Annotated in this window: 16 protein-coding genes; 7 read left to right on the top strand and 9 right to left on the bottom strand. The window is 70.9% G+C overall.

Going from position 1 to position 13,783, the window contains the following annotated elements; all coding sequences use genetic code 11:
- The coding region (locus HUW62_RS21785; RefSeq protein ID WP_176435502.1) for a sigma-54 dependent transcriptional regulator at positions 1-677 on the bottom strand (677 nt) is incomplete at its 3' end.
- Positions 678-919: 242 nt separating this feature from the next.
- On the opposite strand from HUW62_RS21785, the gene HUW62_RS21780 reads away from it, so the two are divergent.
- Both HUW62_RS21780 and HUW62_RS21775 read left to right on the top strand, forming a co-directional pair.
- Complete coding sequence (locus HUW62_RS21780; protein ID WP_163867778.1) at positions 920-1,285, top strand: hypothetical protein; 366 nt, start codon at positions 920-922, stop codon at positions 1,283-1,285.
- Between the two features lie 148 nt (positions 1,286-1,433).
- Positions 1,434-1,799: a hypothetical protein gene (locus tag HUW62_RS21775; RefSeq protein WP_176435500.1), complete on the top strand. Its 366-nt coding sequence runs from the start codon at positions 1,434-1,436 to the stop codon at positions 1,797-1,799.
- Positions 1,800-1,887: 88 nt separating this feature from the next.
- Here the strand turns inward: HUW62_RS21775 and HUW62_RS21770 are convergent, their stop codons facing one another.
- Positions 1,888-3,072 (bottom strand): hypothetical protein, encoded by a 1,185-nt coding sequence (locus tag HUW62_RS21770; protein WP_176435499.1) that lies wholly within the window; start codon positions 3,070-3,072, stop codon positions 1,888-1,890.
- Positions 3,072-3,968 (bottom strand): YncE family protein, encoded by an 897-nt coding sequence (locus tag HUW62_RS21765; protein ID WP_163867775.1) that lies wholly within the window; start codon positions 3,966-3,968, stop codon positions 3,072-3,074. The genes HUW62_RS21770 and HUW62_RS21765 overlap by 1 nt, the downstream gene beginning before the upstream one ends.
- Positions 3,969-4,197: 229 nt before the next feature.
- Between HUW62_RS21765 and HUW62_RS21760 the strand changes: the two genes are divergently transcribed.
- From HUW62_RS21760 to HUW62_RS21750, 3 genes are all read left to right on the top strand, one after another.
- Entirely contained in the window at positions 4,198-4,554 is a 357-nt protein-coding gene (locus tag HUW62_RS21760) for a hypothetical protein (protein WP_163867774.1), read from the top strand.
- Between the two features lie 80 nt (positions 4,555-4,634).
- Positions 4,635-5,129, top strand: a complete 495-nt coding sequence (locus tag HUW62_RS21755) for a PTS sugar transporter subunit IIA (RefSeq protein WP_163867773.1) — start codon at positions 4,635-4,637, stop codon at positions 5,127-5,129.
- A gap of 319 nt (positions 5,130-5,448) precedes the next feature.
- Positions 5,449-5,943 (top strand): PTS sugar transporter subunit IIA, encoded by a 495-nt coding sequence (locus tag HUW62_RS21750; protein WP_163867772.1) that lies wholly within the window; start codon positions 5,449-5,451, stop codon positions 5,941-5,943.
- A gap of 36 nt (positions 5,944-5,979) precedes the next feature.
- On the opposite strand, the gene HUW62_RS21745 is transcribed toward HUW62_RS21750, so the two are convergent.
- Both HUW62_RS21745 and HUW62_RS21740 read right to left on the bottom strand, forming a co-directional pair.
- Complete coding sequence (locus HUW62_RS21745; RefSeq protein ID WP_163867771.1) at positions 5,980-6,402, bottom strand: hypothetical protein; 423 nt, start codon at positions 6,400-6,402, stop codon at positions 5,980-5,982.
- 72 nt (positions 6,403-6,474) lie between these two features.
- Complete coding sequence (locus HUW62_RS21740; RefSeq protein ID WP_217911472.1) at positions 6,475-6,765, bottom strand: hypothetical protein; 291 nt, start codon at positions 6,763-6,765, stop codon at positions 6,475-6,477.
- Between the two features lie 218 nt (positions 6,766-6,983).
- Here HUW62_RS21740 and HUW62_RS21735 point away from each other — a divergent pair, with 218 nt between their 5' ends.
- Together HUW62_RS21735 and HUW62_RS21730 are read left to right on the top strand one after the other, a co-directional pair.
- Positions 6,984-8,060, top strand: coding sequence for a saccharopine dehydrogenase NADP-binding domain-containing protein (locus HUW62_RS21735; protein ID WP_176435497.1), 1,077 nt, complete (start codon positions 6,984-6,986; stop codon positions 8,058-8,060).
- Positions 8,061-8,291: 231 nt separating this feature from the next.
- On the top strand, positions 8,292-9,452 hold the full coding sequence (locus HUW62_RS21730) for a methyl-accepting chemotaxis protein (RefSeq protein WP_240356634.1): 1,161 nt from the start codon (positions 8,292-8,294) through the stop codon (positions 9,450-9,452).
- 64 nt (positions 9,453-9,516) lie between these two features.
- Here the strand turns inward: HUW62_RS21730 and HUW62_RS21725 are convergent, their stop codons facing one another.
- From HUW62_RS21725 to HUW62_RS21710, 4 genes are all read right to left on the bottom strand, one after another.
- Positions 9,517-11,172 carry a formate--tetrahydrofolate ligase gene (locus HUW62_RS21725; RefSeq protein WP_163867768.1) on the bottom strand — a complete coding sequence of 552 codons (1,656 nt, stop codon included), beginning with the start codon at positions 11,170-11,172 and terminating at the stop codon, positions 9,517-9,519.
- Between the two features lie 73 nt (positions 11,173-11,245).
- Positions 11,246-12,295 carry a sulfite exporter TauE/SafE family protein gene (locus HUW62_RS21720; RefSeq protein WP_163867767.1) on the bottom strand — a complete coding sequence of 350 codons (1,050 nt, stop codon included), beginning with the start codon at positions 12,293-12,295 and terminating at the stop codon, positions 11,246-11,248.
- Complete coding sequence (locus HUW62_RS21715) at positions 12,292-12,894, bottom strand: rhodanese-like domain-containing protein (protein ID WP_163867766.1); 603 nt, start codon at positions 12,892-12,894, stop codon at positions 12,292-12,294. The genes HUW62_RS21720 and HUW62_RS21715 overlap by 4 nt, the downstream gene beginning before the upstream one ends.
- Before the next feature lie 132 nt (positions 12,895-13,026).
- Complete coding sequence (locus HUW62_RS21710; RefSeq protein WP_163867765.1) at positions 13,027-13,734, bottom strand: MBL fold metallo-hydrolase; 708 nt, start codon at positions 13,732-13,734, stop codon at positions 13,027-13,029.
- Between the last annotated feature and the right edge of the window lie 49 nt (positions 13,735-13,783).

Here is a 13,783-nt window from a genome sequence, read left to right as displayed (position 1 = left end):
GGCTGATCCTTCACCGCCCCCGTGAAGGCCCCCCGCACGTGGCCGAACAGCTCACTCGCCAGGAGCTGCTCCGACAGCGTCGGACAGTTCACCGTGACGAACGGCCGCCGCCGCCGCGCGCTCATCGAGTGCAACGCCCTCGCGAGCACCCCCTTGCCCGTACCGCTCTCGCCGCGCAGCAGCACCGCCGCATCCGAGGTCGCCGCGCGGGAGACCAGTCCAATCGCCGCGTGCATCACCGGCGAGCTGGTCTCCAGCGTCGCCTCCGGCACCGCCTGCGCGAGCTGTCCCTCCAGGCTCTCCAACTGCGACGACAGCGCACGGTGCTCCCTGGAGCGGTCCAGCACATGCCGTATCTGCGCCGGCGTGAAGGGCTTGGGCAGGTAGTCCCGCGCCCCCCGCCGCACCGCCTCCACCGCCGTGTCGAACGTCGCGTACGCGGTGATGAGCACCACGTCCAGGTTGGGCGACTCGGCGAGCAGCCTCGGCAGCAAATCCAATCCACTCGCGGTGCCCAGCCGCAGGTCGACGAAGGCCAGGTCGGCCGGCCCCTGGGCGAGCGCCGCCAGCGCCGCCTCGGGCGTGGCCGCCTCGCGCACCTCGCAGCCGAACCCCTCCAGGCACACCCTCAGCGTGTGACGGATGTTGCGCTCGTCGTCCACCACCAGCACCCGCATCGGGCGCTCCCCTGAAACGGGGCCCTGCTCCTGCCTTGCATCCATGCGTCAATCCTAAGTGCATCACCCGAGCCCCGCCGTGCGTCCCGCACGACGCGAGTCCTCACGGGGACTTCCACGCCGCCCCCGCCACCCCTGTCGTGCGGTCCGCAACCTGGACCCGGCCCTTTCGTGCAGGCTGCAACACACCGGACGCAACCAATGCTGGCGTTGGTCCCCGGTTTGCGGTGGAACAGGGGCCTATGGGTTTGAACGGGAACGACGAGGGTGCCGAGGACAACATCTTCACCCGTGACAGGCCCCCCACCCGCAACCAGAAGCGCGTCCGCCAGGCCGTGACGCTGGGCGTCGTGCTGGCGGTGCTCGCCGTCGTGTGGGGCTATCTCCAGGGCGGAGAGAACCGCGCCATCAACGCCATGTCCCCCGCCCAGCGCGAAGCCCTCTTCCAGGAGACGCGCGACAGCTTCCACCTCATGTGCCTGGGCGACGCCGGCCCCCGCCTCCTCCAGCGCTGCCAGAAGCAGGCGGAGTTCATCCTCCGCTTCTCCGAGTGTGACGAGGCGTGCCGTCAGGAGCTGGAGCCCGTGCTGCGCAACGCCGTGCGCTGAAGCCTTCGACTCGGAGAGGCTTGCGAGATGCACGGCTTCGCGCGGGCGAGCTTGCTGGATGCAACAGACGCGGAGCTTCGAGGCGCTCGAGTCCCTCGAAAGACCTGCTCCACCGCGCGGCACGGGGTTTGCCCCTGGAGTCGCCGTCATGCGTCCTCATCCGCACCTGTCCGTCGAGTCCTCCTCCCCTGACCCCGTCACCGAGCCGGAGCCCGCCTCCCTGGCGCGTCCCTGGTGGAAGGACCTGCTGTGGATGCTCGGGCTGGGAGTGGCCCTGGCGGCCATGGTCGGCTGGCTGGCATCGGAGCGCCGCGCCGTGCTGACGCTGGAGCCCGAAAGCCGTGCCGCCGTGTTCGATGATGCGTGGGCCAGCTTCCAGCGTCTGTGCTCGGCCCCTCTTCACACCGGGCTGGTGCCGCGCTGCCGCGAGCAGGCCCGCTTCCTGTTGCTCTTCCCCGAGTGCCAGGGCGCGTGTCGCGAGCAGGCCCAACCGCACGGGCGTGCCCTGCGCTGAATCGGCGTGCCCCGCGCCGCATGGGCGCCTTGCGCTGAAGCAGCGCCCCCCGGAACGTGATGACCGGGAGGCGCTCACTGGCGTCACGTCAGTGGAAGCTCACCGTCGTGCGCGCCAGCACCAGCCATGAGTTTCGACGGTCCGGCTCCTCGAGCGGCGCCGTGTCGTAGCGCTGCAGATACCCCGCGACGCCCACGCCCAGGAAGGACGTGGTCCACCAGCGCACGGCGAGCGACGCGCTCGACGCGCCACCGGATTGCACATCCGAGGCGCCTCGGCCCAGCCACAGTCGCTCGACGCGCGCGGCCACCTCCAGCGCGCCCTCGGGGACCTGGCCCTCGCGCAGCGCCTGGAGGGACTGGGAGACATCGTCCTTCGGCTGCGGCCACAGGGGGCCGTCGTCGCGAGGCCGTCCCCAGGCCACCCAGGACACCTCCAGCGACGCCCCCTGGCTCTTCAGCTCGGGCAAGGCCTCGCGCGGGGTCCCCGGGTTTCCATCCGTGTCGCGCGAGCGCCGCTCCCACGCGGCGGCGGCCTCCGCGGCCACTCGCACCGGCCCCATGTCGACGCGCGCATGCGCCTCCGTCACGGTGCGCGTTCCGCTCACGGGCGGCGGCCGGTAGTAGACGAAGCCCTGCGGTCCGATGCCGCCGATGCCCGCGCGGTCATAGGCGCTCTCCACATGCGCGCCCGCGCCCACGCGCACGCCCCACGGGGACTCCAGCACTCCCGCCGAACGACCCCACCTGCCGTCCACGCGCACGTCCAGCGCGGGCAGCTGGTTGTCATTGCCCAGCGGACTGCGCGAGCCGTTGCCCACGCGCACCCAGGTCTCCAACGGCAGGCTCGCCGGCGTCCACCGCGCCTCCAGCCCCAGGTCACGCCGAGGCCAGAAGGACTGCGCCAGGCCCGACAGCTCGGGGATGGCGCGGGCCTCCAGGTGCTCGTCGTGCGCGCTGGGGAACAGCGGCGTCTTGTTGAAGCCGAGCGACAGCCGCACGTCCCGCAGCACCGTCACCGCGACGAAGGCGTCGATGAGGGCGGGCTTCTCCTGGGCCCACTCCGCCACGCCGCGCGCCACCAGCCAGGGAAGGGGACGGGCCTCGGCGCCCAGGCGCAGGCGCGCGAGCGTGAAGCCGTCGAAACCCTCCACGTCCGAGGCGTGCTGGCGGTAGTCCAGCTCACCCACCAGCGTCGGCCGAAGCCATGCCTCGTCCGCGAGCGCCGGCGCGGAGGCCAGCCCCCAGAGCAACAACCACGGTGTCGGGCGCATCAGTCGACCGGGATGATTTGGAGGAAGTGCGTGGTGCCGTTCGTCTCGTCGTCGTCGTGGTCCGCGGCGAAGATGCGGCGGTTGACGGCGTCGTAGGCGAGCCCGCGCACCTGCTGGTAGCCCGTGGCCAGCGCGGACGTCGCGCCGTCGGTGGTGGAGATGCGCAGCACCGTGCCCTGCCGCGTGCCGGTGAGCAGCGCGCCGCCGGGCCCCAGGGCCAGCAGGTCCGGCTCCGGAATGGTGGCGAGCGTCGTGAGCTCCGAGGGGTTGGACAGCGGGGAGCGGTACACCTTCCCGGCCACCTGGTCGGAGATGTAGAGCGAGTCCTCCACCGCCAGCACGCCCACGGGCTTCTGGAGCGCGCCCACCAGCTCCGTCTCGGTGCCCTCCAGCGTGACGTGCGCCACCGAGCCCACGTTCACGTTGTTGTTGCGCACGAAGTAGCTGTCGAGCAGCCGGCCGTCCTTCGTCACCGTGAGGCCGATGCGACGGCGGTTGATGGGGAGCCCCGGCACGGTGCCCGGGGTGCCGTCCGGACGCACGAACAGCACCGCGCCCGCGTTGCCGAAGCCGAAGCGCACGGTGACGAGGGTGCCGTCCTGCATGCGCACCACTTCGCCCAGGTTGGGGCTGTTGGCGGGCGCGTCCGGCAGCGCGGCCGCCACCGAGACGCCTTCTCCATCGCGGTACTTGAGGAGCCGGTGGTTCTGGTCGTCGGCGATGTAGAGCGTCTGCGTGGTGGCGTCCCAGAACAGGCCGTTGGGGTCGCCTTCGAGGGGAATCGCGCGGGGGCCGCGGTCGACCTGGGTGCCCGAGTCCGGAGTGTTCGGGACGGAGTCGTCGTCGCAGGCGCAGACGAGCGCGCAGAGGAGGAGGGCGGAGTGCAGGGGCTTCATGGGCGCGCAGGATGCCACAGCGGATGGGCGGGCAGGCGAGCGGGCACGGAGGAGACCTCGCGATGTGCCGGGCGGCGAGGGGCTTCGGGTTGCGGTCTGCACGGTGCCGTTGGAGGCCGCTGGGGAAAAGGCTCGGGATTCCGAGCCCCTGGCGCGGGGCGGAGGTGGCACGGCGGATGCGATGGGAGGGCGCGTGCGGCGGGTCATGAGGGCCCGGCACGGAGGACCCATGTGGCTGCCCCGCTTCGTGATGTCACTGCCGTTGTTCCACGCGCTGGCCGCCGGGGAGGTCGGTCCGTCGCCTGGTGAGGCGCCGCTCAAGGCGGTGCGGCTGCTGGGCGTGGAGCGGCTGGTCGAGGCCCGGGCGCGTGCTGAACATGCCTTGGATGGCGCTCGGCGGTGCTCGTGCTGCAGGGGCGTGCTGGAGCATGTGTATGACCGGCTGGGCTCCACGCTGTTCCTGGATGACGACCCCGAGCAGCTCGCGCGGGCCTTCGACGACGACGAGCGGGATGCCTTCACGGCGCGCGTGCTGGCCGCATGCATCGTCCTGTCGGGGCGCGAGCGTGTGGCGGCGATGGGGTGAGGGCCGCGGCGGGCTTCGCGCCGGTGCCCCGCGAGTGAGTGGCGTTGCGGGCGGTGTGGTGCCCGCCCTGGGAGGAAGGCATGTTGCGGTGGACCGAGTTCCTGGACGTGGAGGCCATCCGCCTGTCGCTGCACGCGAGAGACCGGGTGGAGGTGCTGCATGAGCTGGCGGGGTTGATGTCGGCCCGGGCGGGGGTTCCCCAGCGGGAGCTGGCGGTGCACCTGCTGGCGCGCGAGCAGCTCGGCGCGACGGCGATGGAGGGAGGCGTCGCGGTGCCGCACTGTCGCCATGCGCGCGCCGGGCGCATCGTCACCTGCCTGGGCATCCACCGGAGCGGGCTGGCGTTCGGCGCGCCCGAGGACGGGCTGGTGCGAATCTTCGTGGGGCTGGTGTCGCCGCCGGACACTGCCGGGCTGCACCTCAACGTGCTCTCCCGCATCGCGACGCTGCTGAGCGATGCGCGGCTGAGGGCGGAGCTGCTGGCCGCGCCCTCCGCCGGGGCGATTCGCGCGCTGCTCGTCAGCGCGGAGGAGGCGCACCTGCCGCTTCCCAACGAGCCCGCTCACGCCCGGTGAGGGGGGCTGCCCTGGAGGGCGAGGCGGATGTCTCGCGCGGACATGGGCCCGAGCGGGTCCGAGGTTGGCGAGGCGTGTGGAGCGGGCCGCGATTCCCGGTGCGCTCGCGGTCCTCACTCGATGACGCGGTGAGAGGTGGAGTGCCTTCGACGAGGTTGAGAAAAAGCGAGCGGGGCGGGGTCGAAGCGACTGACCCCGAATAACCGGAGAGAAGTGTGTAGTGGGCTCGAAGAAAGACAGGAGAGGGATGCGGAATCGCGGTGGTGGACACATCTCTGCGCCGACTCGGGAGGTGGCGGTGCGCCCGAGGAGGTGAGCCATGCTGCGGTGGACTGATTTCCTGGAGGTTGAAGCTGTCCGCCTGACGTTGGAGGCGCGCGAGCGGGTGGGGGTGGTGAATGAGCTGGCGGGGCTGATGTCGGCCCGGGCGCGGGTGTCCCCCAAGGAGCTGGCGTCGCATCTGCTGGCGCGCGAGCAACTGGGCTCGACGGCGATGGTGGGGGGCGTGGCGGTGCCGCACTGTCGGCTCGTCGGCGTGCCGCGCATCGTCACCTGCGTGGGAATCCATCCCCAGGGCGTGGACTTCGGCCAGCCCGATGGTGAGCGAGGGCGCATCTTCGTGGGCATGGTGTCGCCGCCGGACACGGCGGGGCTGCACCTGAGCGTGCTGGCGCGCATCGGCGCGCTGTTGCGCAACGCCCGGCTGCGCGAGGCGCTGCTGACGGCGCCGTCTCCATCGGCCCTGCGCGCGCTGCTTGTGTGCGTCGAGGACGCGCACGTGAATCACCGGTCCGAAGTCGCCCTGGCCCGGTGAGGGTGGGGTGGCCGGAGGAAGGCCGCTGACGCGGACTCAGTGGACGTCGAGAATCTGGCCCTGGCCGTCGACGGCGTAGACCGCGCCGCCGTCCAGGATGGGCACATCCAGGCCGCAGCGGCTCAGGACCGGTGAAAACCGGACGAAGTAGAGGTCGTCGCGAGCCTGGTGGATGAAGGTCTCGTAGGTGCTTCGCCGCGACAGGCACTCATCCAGACGTGGGTCGGTGCGGTGACCCTTGAGCTTGCCTCCAGGAGGCAGGAAGTCGCTCATGGCCACTTCCATCGCCGACGCCATGGGCCCCGTCAGATGGACACCCGTCTCGAAGGAATCAGGGAAGTCGATGTTCCGGGCCTGCTCCGGCGGAGCCCATCGCGCCTTCTCATGCTTGTAGTAGCCGAAGAAGGAGCAGCCGCTGAGGGCTCCGAGTGAGGCGACCGCGAGCAGGGTTCGTCGCATGGATGCTTTCCGCGTCATGGCAGCCAGTCCTGCCCTTCGAACATCTTGAGGTCACCCCAGTTCCCCTCGACTCTACCTATGTGGATGGCCATGGCCGGGCCCGAGGAGAAACACGCCTCCCGGATGCGACGCATCGCGGGCTCTCGGCACCTCGCAGTACTTCTTGCCGCTCGCCCGGTTTCCCCCGACATCCGACAGGTAGCTGATGAAGTACTGCCGCGCGTCCCTCGCGTAGTACCAGAGCACGCAATACTCCACGCCGAGTTGGCCCGCGGTGGCGCCTGGCTGGGCCGTCACCAGCTCACAGGCGTTCTGGGCCAGCTCCTCCTTCGTTTCGAAGGGTCCGGCGGCGGGGCCCTGCACGACGAGGAGTCCGTCCGCGCGGCGAGAAACCCGAACCAAGGGGTTCGGGGTCGCGCATCCAAAGAGGCCGACCCCCGTTCCCAGCAAGAGGGCCCAGCAAGGCCGCCGCATCATGCCTCCGGTGTGGAGAGGGGAAGTGTTGAAGCCGTTGACAGATAGCAGAGCGGGCCCACTGAGACGCCGGCCCGCGCCCGGCGCGCCTGCTAGCGTCGCCGGCCGTGACGACGACTTCGAGCTCGACTCCCCGCTGGTTGCTGTATGGCGCCTCTGGCTACACCGGCCGCCTCATCGCCGAGGAGGCCGTGCGTCGTGGCCACCGCCCCGTGCTGTCCGGCCGCTCTCGCGAGAAGCTGGCACCCCTCGCCGACGCGCTCGGCCTGGAGGTCCGTCCCGCCGCACTGGATGACGCCCGCCAGCTCGCCGCCGCCATGGAGGGCCTGCCCCTGGTGCTCCACGCCGCCGGGCCCTTCGTCCACACCAGCGAACCCATGCGCCAGGCCTGTCTCGCCTCCCGCACCCACTACCTGGACATCACCGGCGAGATTCCCGTCTTCGAGGGCTCCTTCCGCCATGACGCCGAAGCCAGGGAGCGCGGCGTCTCGCTCATGTCCGGCGTCGGCTTCGACGTCGTCCCCACCGACTGCCTCGCCCGCTACGTCGCCGACCAGGTCCCCGGCGCCACCGAGCTGGACATCGCCATCGCCGCCGGCTCCCAGGCCAGCGCCGGCACCACCAAGTCCGCGCTCCTCCAGCTCCCCGAGGGCGGCAAGGTCCGCCGCGACGGCGTCCTCCAGCCCTACCCCATGGGACAGGGCGCCCGCTCCCAGCGCTTCATCGACCGCGAGCGCACCGTGATGCCCATCCCCTGGGGCGACCTCTCCACCGCCTTCCGCACCACCGGCATCCCCAACATCACCACCTACATGGCCTTCCCCTCGTCCTCCGCCCGCGCCCTGCGGTGGACCTACCCCGCCCTCCGCCAGCTCCTGAAGGTCGGCCCGGTGCGCGACGGCCTGATGAAGCTCGTCGAGTCCCGCGTGAAGGGCCCCACCGCCGACATGCGCCTGTCCACCCGCTCCCAGGTCTATGCCCAGGCCCGCGCCCCCGACGGCCGCTCCGCCCAGGCCTGGCTGGAAGTTCCAGAGGGCTACCTCTTCACCGCCCGCGCCTCCCTCCACGCCGTGGAGGAGCTGCTCGCCCAGCCCTCTCCGGGCGCCCTCACCCCCGCCGGTGCCTTCGGCGCCGACTTCGTCCTCCGCATCGACGGCTGCCGACGCCTGGACACCCTGGGTTGATCCACCCAAGGGTGGTGTCTTTTTCCACCCAGACTGGTGGAAACTCCTCGGCTGACACTGTGGGATGACCTTTTGGGGGTGGCTTAGCAGCCAGTGTTCAGTTGGCTATCCTGCGCTTCGGCGGATCACCGGTCCGTCCGAACTTCAGGGGGTCCACGGGGCCCCACGGAAGGATGGCGACATGAGCTGGCACAGCACGCTCTCGAGGGTCGCTGAGAGGGAGGGGGCTCGGTGCGATTGAAGCTGAAGCAGAAAGTGATGCTGTCTCCAGCCGTCGCCGCGGTGTTCCTGGCGGTCATCTTCACGGTGGTGCTGGGGGGCGGGGCCTCGTGGCTGGTGGGGGCGCTGTGTCTGGTGTGCCTGGGTTTGATGGTGGCGCTGTCCATCTGGCTGCACCGCGAGGTGGCGGAGCCCATGGCGCGGCTGACGGCGGTGGCGCAGCGAATCGCCCACGAGGGGGATTTGACCCAACCCATCGACACGGCCGGACAGGACGAAATCGGGGACCTGGGCCGCAGTCTCCAGGTCATGGTCAACCGGCTGCGCGAGGTGCCGGCGACGCTGCAATCCGTGGTGACGGAGCTGTCCTCGGCGGCGACGCGGCTGACGCAGGCGAGCCAGGACCAGGTGACCTTCCTCACCAACCAGTCCCGCAGCCTCACCGAGGCGAGCACCACCATCGCCGAAATCGCGCAGACCTCCAGCATGGCGGCCAGCCGCGCGGAGATGGTGCTGAAGGTGGCGGCGCAGGCGGATGCGTTCAGCTCCTCGGGCCAGCGGTCGATTGAGCAGAGCGCGGAGGGCATGCAGCAGATTCGTCAGCGGGTGGGCACGCTGGTGGGCAGCATCGCGCACCTGAGCGACCAGGCCGTGCACGCCGGCGAAATCATCAGCAGCGTGAAGGATTTGGCGGACCAGTCCAACGTGCTGGCGCTCAACGCGGCGATTGAAGCCGCGCGCGCGGGTGAAGAGGGCCGAGGCTTCGCGGTGGTGGCGCGGGAGATGCGCGCGCTCAGCGGCCAGTCGCTCCAGAGCACGCAGCGCATCGGCAAGATTCTCCTCGAAATCAACCAGGCCATCCGCCAGACGACGTCCATCGCCGAGGGCGACAGCGAGAAGATGGAGGAGAACATCGAGCAGGTGCTGTCCTCGGCCAGCTCGCTGAAGGAAATCACCACGGTGGTGCAGGAGAGCAGTCAGGCCGCGCGCCAGATTGTCGCCTCCGTCACCCAGCAGAACGCGGGAATCGCCCAGATGACCGAGGTGATGACGCAGCTCTCCTCGATGATGGCGGACGTCGTCACCTCCACCATGACGGCGGAGGAGGCGGTGACTCAAATCAACGCCACGCTCGGCCGCCTCCAGGACTTGTCCACGTCGTTCCGCGTCTGAGTCCGAGCGCGAGTGGCGGCCCGACGTCCGGGCCGCCCGTGCTCGTGGAGGTTCCGGGCGACGGCTACTCGCCCTGCATCAACCCGGTGATGCGGCCGTCGTCGTGGACGGTGATGCGCTTCGCGGCGGGCTCGCGAGGCAGGCCCGGCATGGTGAGGATGTCGCCCGTGAGCGCCACCATGAAGCCCGCGCCCGCGGACAGGCGCACCTCGCGCACCGTGAGCGTGAAGCCGCGCGGCCGGCCCTGCTTCGTCGGGTCGTCCGACAGCGACAGGTGCGTCTTCGCCATGCACACCGGCAGCTCGGAGCCGCCCAGCTCGCGCACCATCTCCAAATCCTTGCGCGCCGACGCCGTGAAGGCCACGTCCTCCGCGCCGTACACCGTGCGGGCAATCGCGCGGACCTTCTCCTCGGGGGACTGCTTCACGTCGTAGAGGAAGCGCGGTGTCGGCGGGGCCGCGTCCGTCGCGTCCAGCATCGCGAGCACCCGGTCCGCCAGCTCCAGCGCGCCCTCGCCGCCGCGGGTGAAGCCCTCGCACACCGCCATCTCCACGCCGCGCTCCTTGCCGAAGGCGCGCAGTTCGTCCAGCTCCGACTCCGTGTCCTGCGGGAAGCGGTTGACGCACAGCACGGCCGGCAGGCCGAAGGCGCTCACCGACTCCAGGTGTTTCTCCAGATGGGCGAAGCCGCGAGCCAGCGCGGCGCTGTCCGGCTCGGCCACGCGCGCGAGCGGGGCGCCGCCGTGGTACTTCAGCGCGCGCAGCGTCACCACCAGCACGACGCCTCGGGGCCACAGGCCGGTGTCGCGGCATTTGATGTCGAGGAACTTCTCCGCGCCCAGGTCGAAGCCGAAGCCCGCCTCCGTGACGACCTCGTCCGCGTAGGCCAGGCCCATCCGCGTGCCCACCACGGAGCTGCACCCGTGGGCGATGTTGCCGAAGGGGCCCGCGTGCACCAGCGCGGGGCCGCCCTCGCGCGTCTGCACCAGGTTGGGCATCAGCGCGTCCTTCAGCACCGCCACCATGGCCGCCGCCGCGTCCACGTCGCGCGCGCGCACGGGCTTGCCGTCGGGCGAGTGGCCCACCACGACGCGGCCCAGCCGCTCCTCCAAATCCTTGAGGTTCTCCGACAGCGCGAGGATGGCCATCACCTCGCTGGCGGCGGTGATGTCGAACGCGGCCTCGCGCGGAACGCCGTGCGCCTTGCCACCCAGGCCGATGATGACGTTGCGCAGGAACCTGTCATTCATGTCCATCGCGCGCCGCCACCGCACGCGCGTGGAGTCGATGGCCACCGGCTGGCCGTAATACACGGCGTTGTCCACCAGCGCGGCGAGCAGGTTGTTGGCGCTGGTAATCGCGTGCAGGTCGCCGGTGAAGTGCAGGTTGATGTCCGCCGCGGGCTCCAGGCTGGCCTGTCCGCCGCCGGTGCCTCCGCCCTTCACGCCGAAGACGGGACCGAGCGACGGCTCGCGCAGCGCCGCCACGGCCCGGCGTCCGCGCCGACGCAGCCCCATGGCCAGGGCCACGGACATGGTGGTCTTCCCCTCGCCCGGGGGCGTGGGGTTGATGGCGGAGACGAGCACGAGCCGGCCCTGGCGGCCCGCCTGTTTGCCGAGCGCGCCGAGGGACACCTTGGCGCGATTCGTTCCCCAGGGATGCACGTCGTCGGGCGACAGGCCCAGCTCGGCGCCCACTTCTGCGATGGGTCTCAGCGTCATGCCGAGGACTCTCGATGCGCGGGCGTCACGGGTCAACGGGGGAAGTGCGCGGGATGCCCGCCCGGCGTCATTGTCACCGCGCCGCGCGTTGACGGACCACGCGCAGCCGCCACAGCAAGGCCACGGGAAGTCCCACGCCCACGGTCATCGCCAACCACGGCCAGGCCCCCACGCTGGAGAGCCCCTGTCCCAGCCGTGCGCGCAGGTCGATGGGGAGCTGGGCCCACGACAAGAAGGCGGCCGTGGCGAGCACGAAGACGGCGAAGCCCCTGCGCAGCGAGCCCGGCGCCACGCGGCCCGCGAGCTTTCCTCCGAGCACGCTTCCCATCAGTGCCACCGCGAGGACCTCGCCGGTGAGTCTCCACGGCAGCTCCAGATGGCCCAGGTGTCCGACGAGCCCCGCGGCACACTGGAGCGCGATGACCACCAGCGAAGTGGCGGTGGCCATCGGCGTGGACAGGCCGACCAGGGTGAGCGCGGGGACGATGAGGAAGCCGCCGCCCGCGCCCACCAGTCCCGACAGGAGTCCCACGCCCAGGCCCTGAAGGACGATTCGTCCCACGTGGCGCGCGGTGGGCGTGTTCCCGTCGAGCCCGCGCGGAGTGGAGTGGAACAGGCCGCACGGCGTGAGGTGGGTGCGCGCCGTTGCGTTCTCGCGGCTGGTGTCGGGGGAGGAGTTCTCCGGCTGGCGTCCGGGTGCGCGCGCGGCGACTTCGGTGGACACCGGGTCCGTTGTCCCGAGGCTCGCGATGGACGCTCGCGGTGTCTCCGCGCGCAGCAGCATGGCGACCGCGGCGGAGACCATGACACCCGCGAAGAACAGCATCAGTGTGCTCGAGGAGAAGAGGGGATTGAGCTTCCCGCCCAGGAAGGCGCCCACCATTCCGCCCGTGCCGAACACGATGGCCGTGCGCCACCGCACCCGTCCTGCTCGCGCATGGAGGAGCGCTCCGCTCGCGCTGGTGACACCCACCACCACCAGCGACATCGCGATGGCCGTGCGGGGCTCCACGCCGAGCACGTACACCAGCAGCGGCACCGTGAGGATGGAGCCACCGCCGCCCAGCAGTCCCAACAACACGCCCACGAGCAACGCGCCCGCGAGGCCCATGTACAACATCATCGCGAGGCGCCCCCAGGTCTCGCGACCGCGAGCAGGTCCCTGACCTCGCGCAACGTCCGCTCGAAGCTCGCGGGGTCCACCAGCCTCGACGGGGGCGTGGCCTGGAGCGCGTCCAGTGCCGCGGTCAGCTCCGCGCGCGAGGGCTCGCGCGGCAGGGCCTCCACGTTGGAGTCCTGCACCCCCTGGAGGCGGGCGCGCAGCGTGTCGCGCACGTCAGCCAGGGTCGGCGGCGTGGCGCCAGGCGGCGTGCGCACCACGGGCAGCTCCTCCGTGTTCCACGCGAGCATCCCCCCGCGCAGGTTCATCACCCGCGTGAAGCCCACCTCCACCAACTGCGCGGCGGCCCTCGCCGACCGTGCCCCCGAGCGACAGATGAGCAGCACCTCCGTGTCCCGAGGCCACGGGGCCACCGCCTCGCGCACGGTGGCCAGCGGTGCCGGGCTCACGCCTTCGAGATGGCCCAACACTCCCTCCAGCTCGGAAGGCTCGCGCACGTCCACCAGGAGAAGGCCCGGGGGCCGCTCGGTCGCGAGCCGCCGCACGTCCACATCGCGGTAGCCCGCGGGTTGAGGGTGCGCGCTGTCGTAGAGGTGACTCAAGACGATGACTCCTTCCCGGTCCTTTCGTCGGAGGCAGGACGCGGGCAATGAGGTGCCGTTCCGCTTCCCTGATGGGAGGCGGTTCGACACGGGGAACAGGGAGGACGCAGCCGTGCCCGAAGGCACGTCACGTCACGCGGATGACGGAGACGAAGGCTCGAAGTCCAGACCGCAGGCGCGGTTGGCGGGGACGGCCACGTCCAGCTTGCGCGGCGGAGGAATCCGACGCTCGTTCATGAAGCGGATGAAGTCCTCGCGCGACCTGCCGGCGAGGCGGGGGTTGTGACGCTTCTCCTCTCCCACGGAGGAGACGGTGAAGCCCGCGTAGTCGTGGCCGGGATACAGCTCCGTCGCGTCGGGCAGCGTGAAGAGTTCGCGGGTGATGGAGTCGTAGAGCTGCCCCGGGTCGCCATTCTGGAAGTCGGTGCGGCCCGTGCCGCGAACGAGCAGCGTGTCTCCGGTGAACAGGCGCCCATCACACAGGAAGCAGAGGCTGTCGTCGGTGTGCCCCGGCGTCTCCAGGACGCTCAGCTCCAGTCCTCCCACGCGCACCCGGTCCCCGTGCGCCAGCGTCAGGTCCACACACGGCGCTCCCCGCTCGGAGGCCATCACCCGCGCACCCGTGCGCACCCGCAGCAGGCCCGCCGAGGTGATGTGGTCCGCGTGCACGTGCGTCTCCAGCACCACCGTCAGCTTCAGCCCCAACTCCTCGAGCAGGCGCAGGTCGCGCTCCGCCTGCTCCAGCACGGGGTCGATGAGCACGGCCTCTCGCGTCGCCAGGTCCGCCAGCAGGTACGTATAGGTCGAGGACTCCGCATCGAAGAGCTGTCGGAAGAGCATGGTCCACTTCCCTCCTGAGAAGGCCGTCGTGGGTGCGGGCCTGACGATA

Origin of the sequence: Myxococcus sp. AM011, from assembly GCF_013372595.1 — a bacterium.
GTDB lineage: Bacteria > Myxococcota > Myxococcia > Myxococcales > Myxococcaceae > Myxococcus > Myxococcus eversor.
This window is presented reverse-complemented; position numbering and strand designations above follow the sequence as displayed.

Coding starts and splice junctions, on each gene's coding strand:
- HUW62_RS21780 (WP_163867778.1), top strand. CDS start 920: ATGGGTTTGAACGGGAACGACGAGGGTGCCGAGGACAACATCTTCACC.
- HUW62_RS21775 (WP_176435500.1), top strand. CDS start 1,434: ATGCGTCCTCATCCGCACCTGTCCGTCGAGTCCTCCTCCCCTGACCCC.
- HUW62_RS21770 (WP_176435499.1), bottom strand. CDS start 3,072: ATGCGCCCGACACCGTGGTTGTTGCTCTGGGGGCTGGCCTCCGCGCCG.
- HUW62_RS21765 (WP_163867775.1), bottom strand. CDS start 3,968: ATGAAGCCCCTGCACTCCGCCCTCCTCCTCTGCGCGCTCGTCTGCGCC.
- HUW62_RS21760 (WP_163867774.1), top strand. CDS start 4,198: ATGTGGCTGCCCCGCTTCGTGATGTCACTGCCGTTGTTCCACGCGCTG.
- HUW62_RS21755 (WP_163867773.1), top strand. CDS start 4,635: ATGTTGCGGTGGACCGAGTTCCTGGACGTGGAGGCCATCCGCCTGTCG.
- HUW62_RS21750 (WP_163867772.1), top strand. CDS start 5,449: ATGCTGCGGTGGACTGATTTCCTGGAGGTTGAAGCTGTCCGCCTGACG.
- HUW62_RS21745 (WP_163867771.1), bottom strand. CDS start 6,402: ATGCGACGAACCCTGCTCGCGGTCGCCTCACTCGGAGCCCTCAGCGGC.
- HUW62_RS21725 (WP_163867768.1), bottom strand. CDS start 11,172: ATGACGCTGAGACCCATCGCAGAAGTGGGCGCCGAGCTGGGCCTGTCG.
- HUW62_RS21720 (WP_163867767.1), bottom strand. CDS start 12,295: ATGATGTTGTACATGGGCCTCGCGGGCGCGTTGCTCGTGGGCGTGTTG.
- HUW62_RS21710 (WP_163867765.1), bottom strand. CDS start 13,734: ATGCTCTTCCGACAGCTCTTCGATGCGGAGTCCTCGACCTATACGTAC.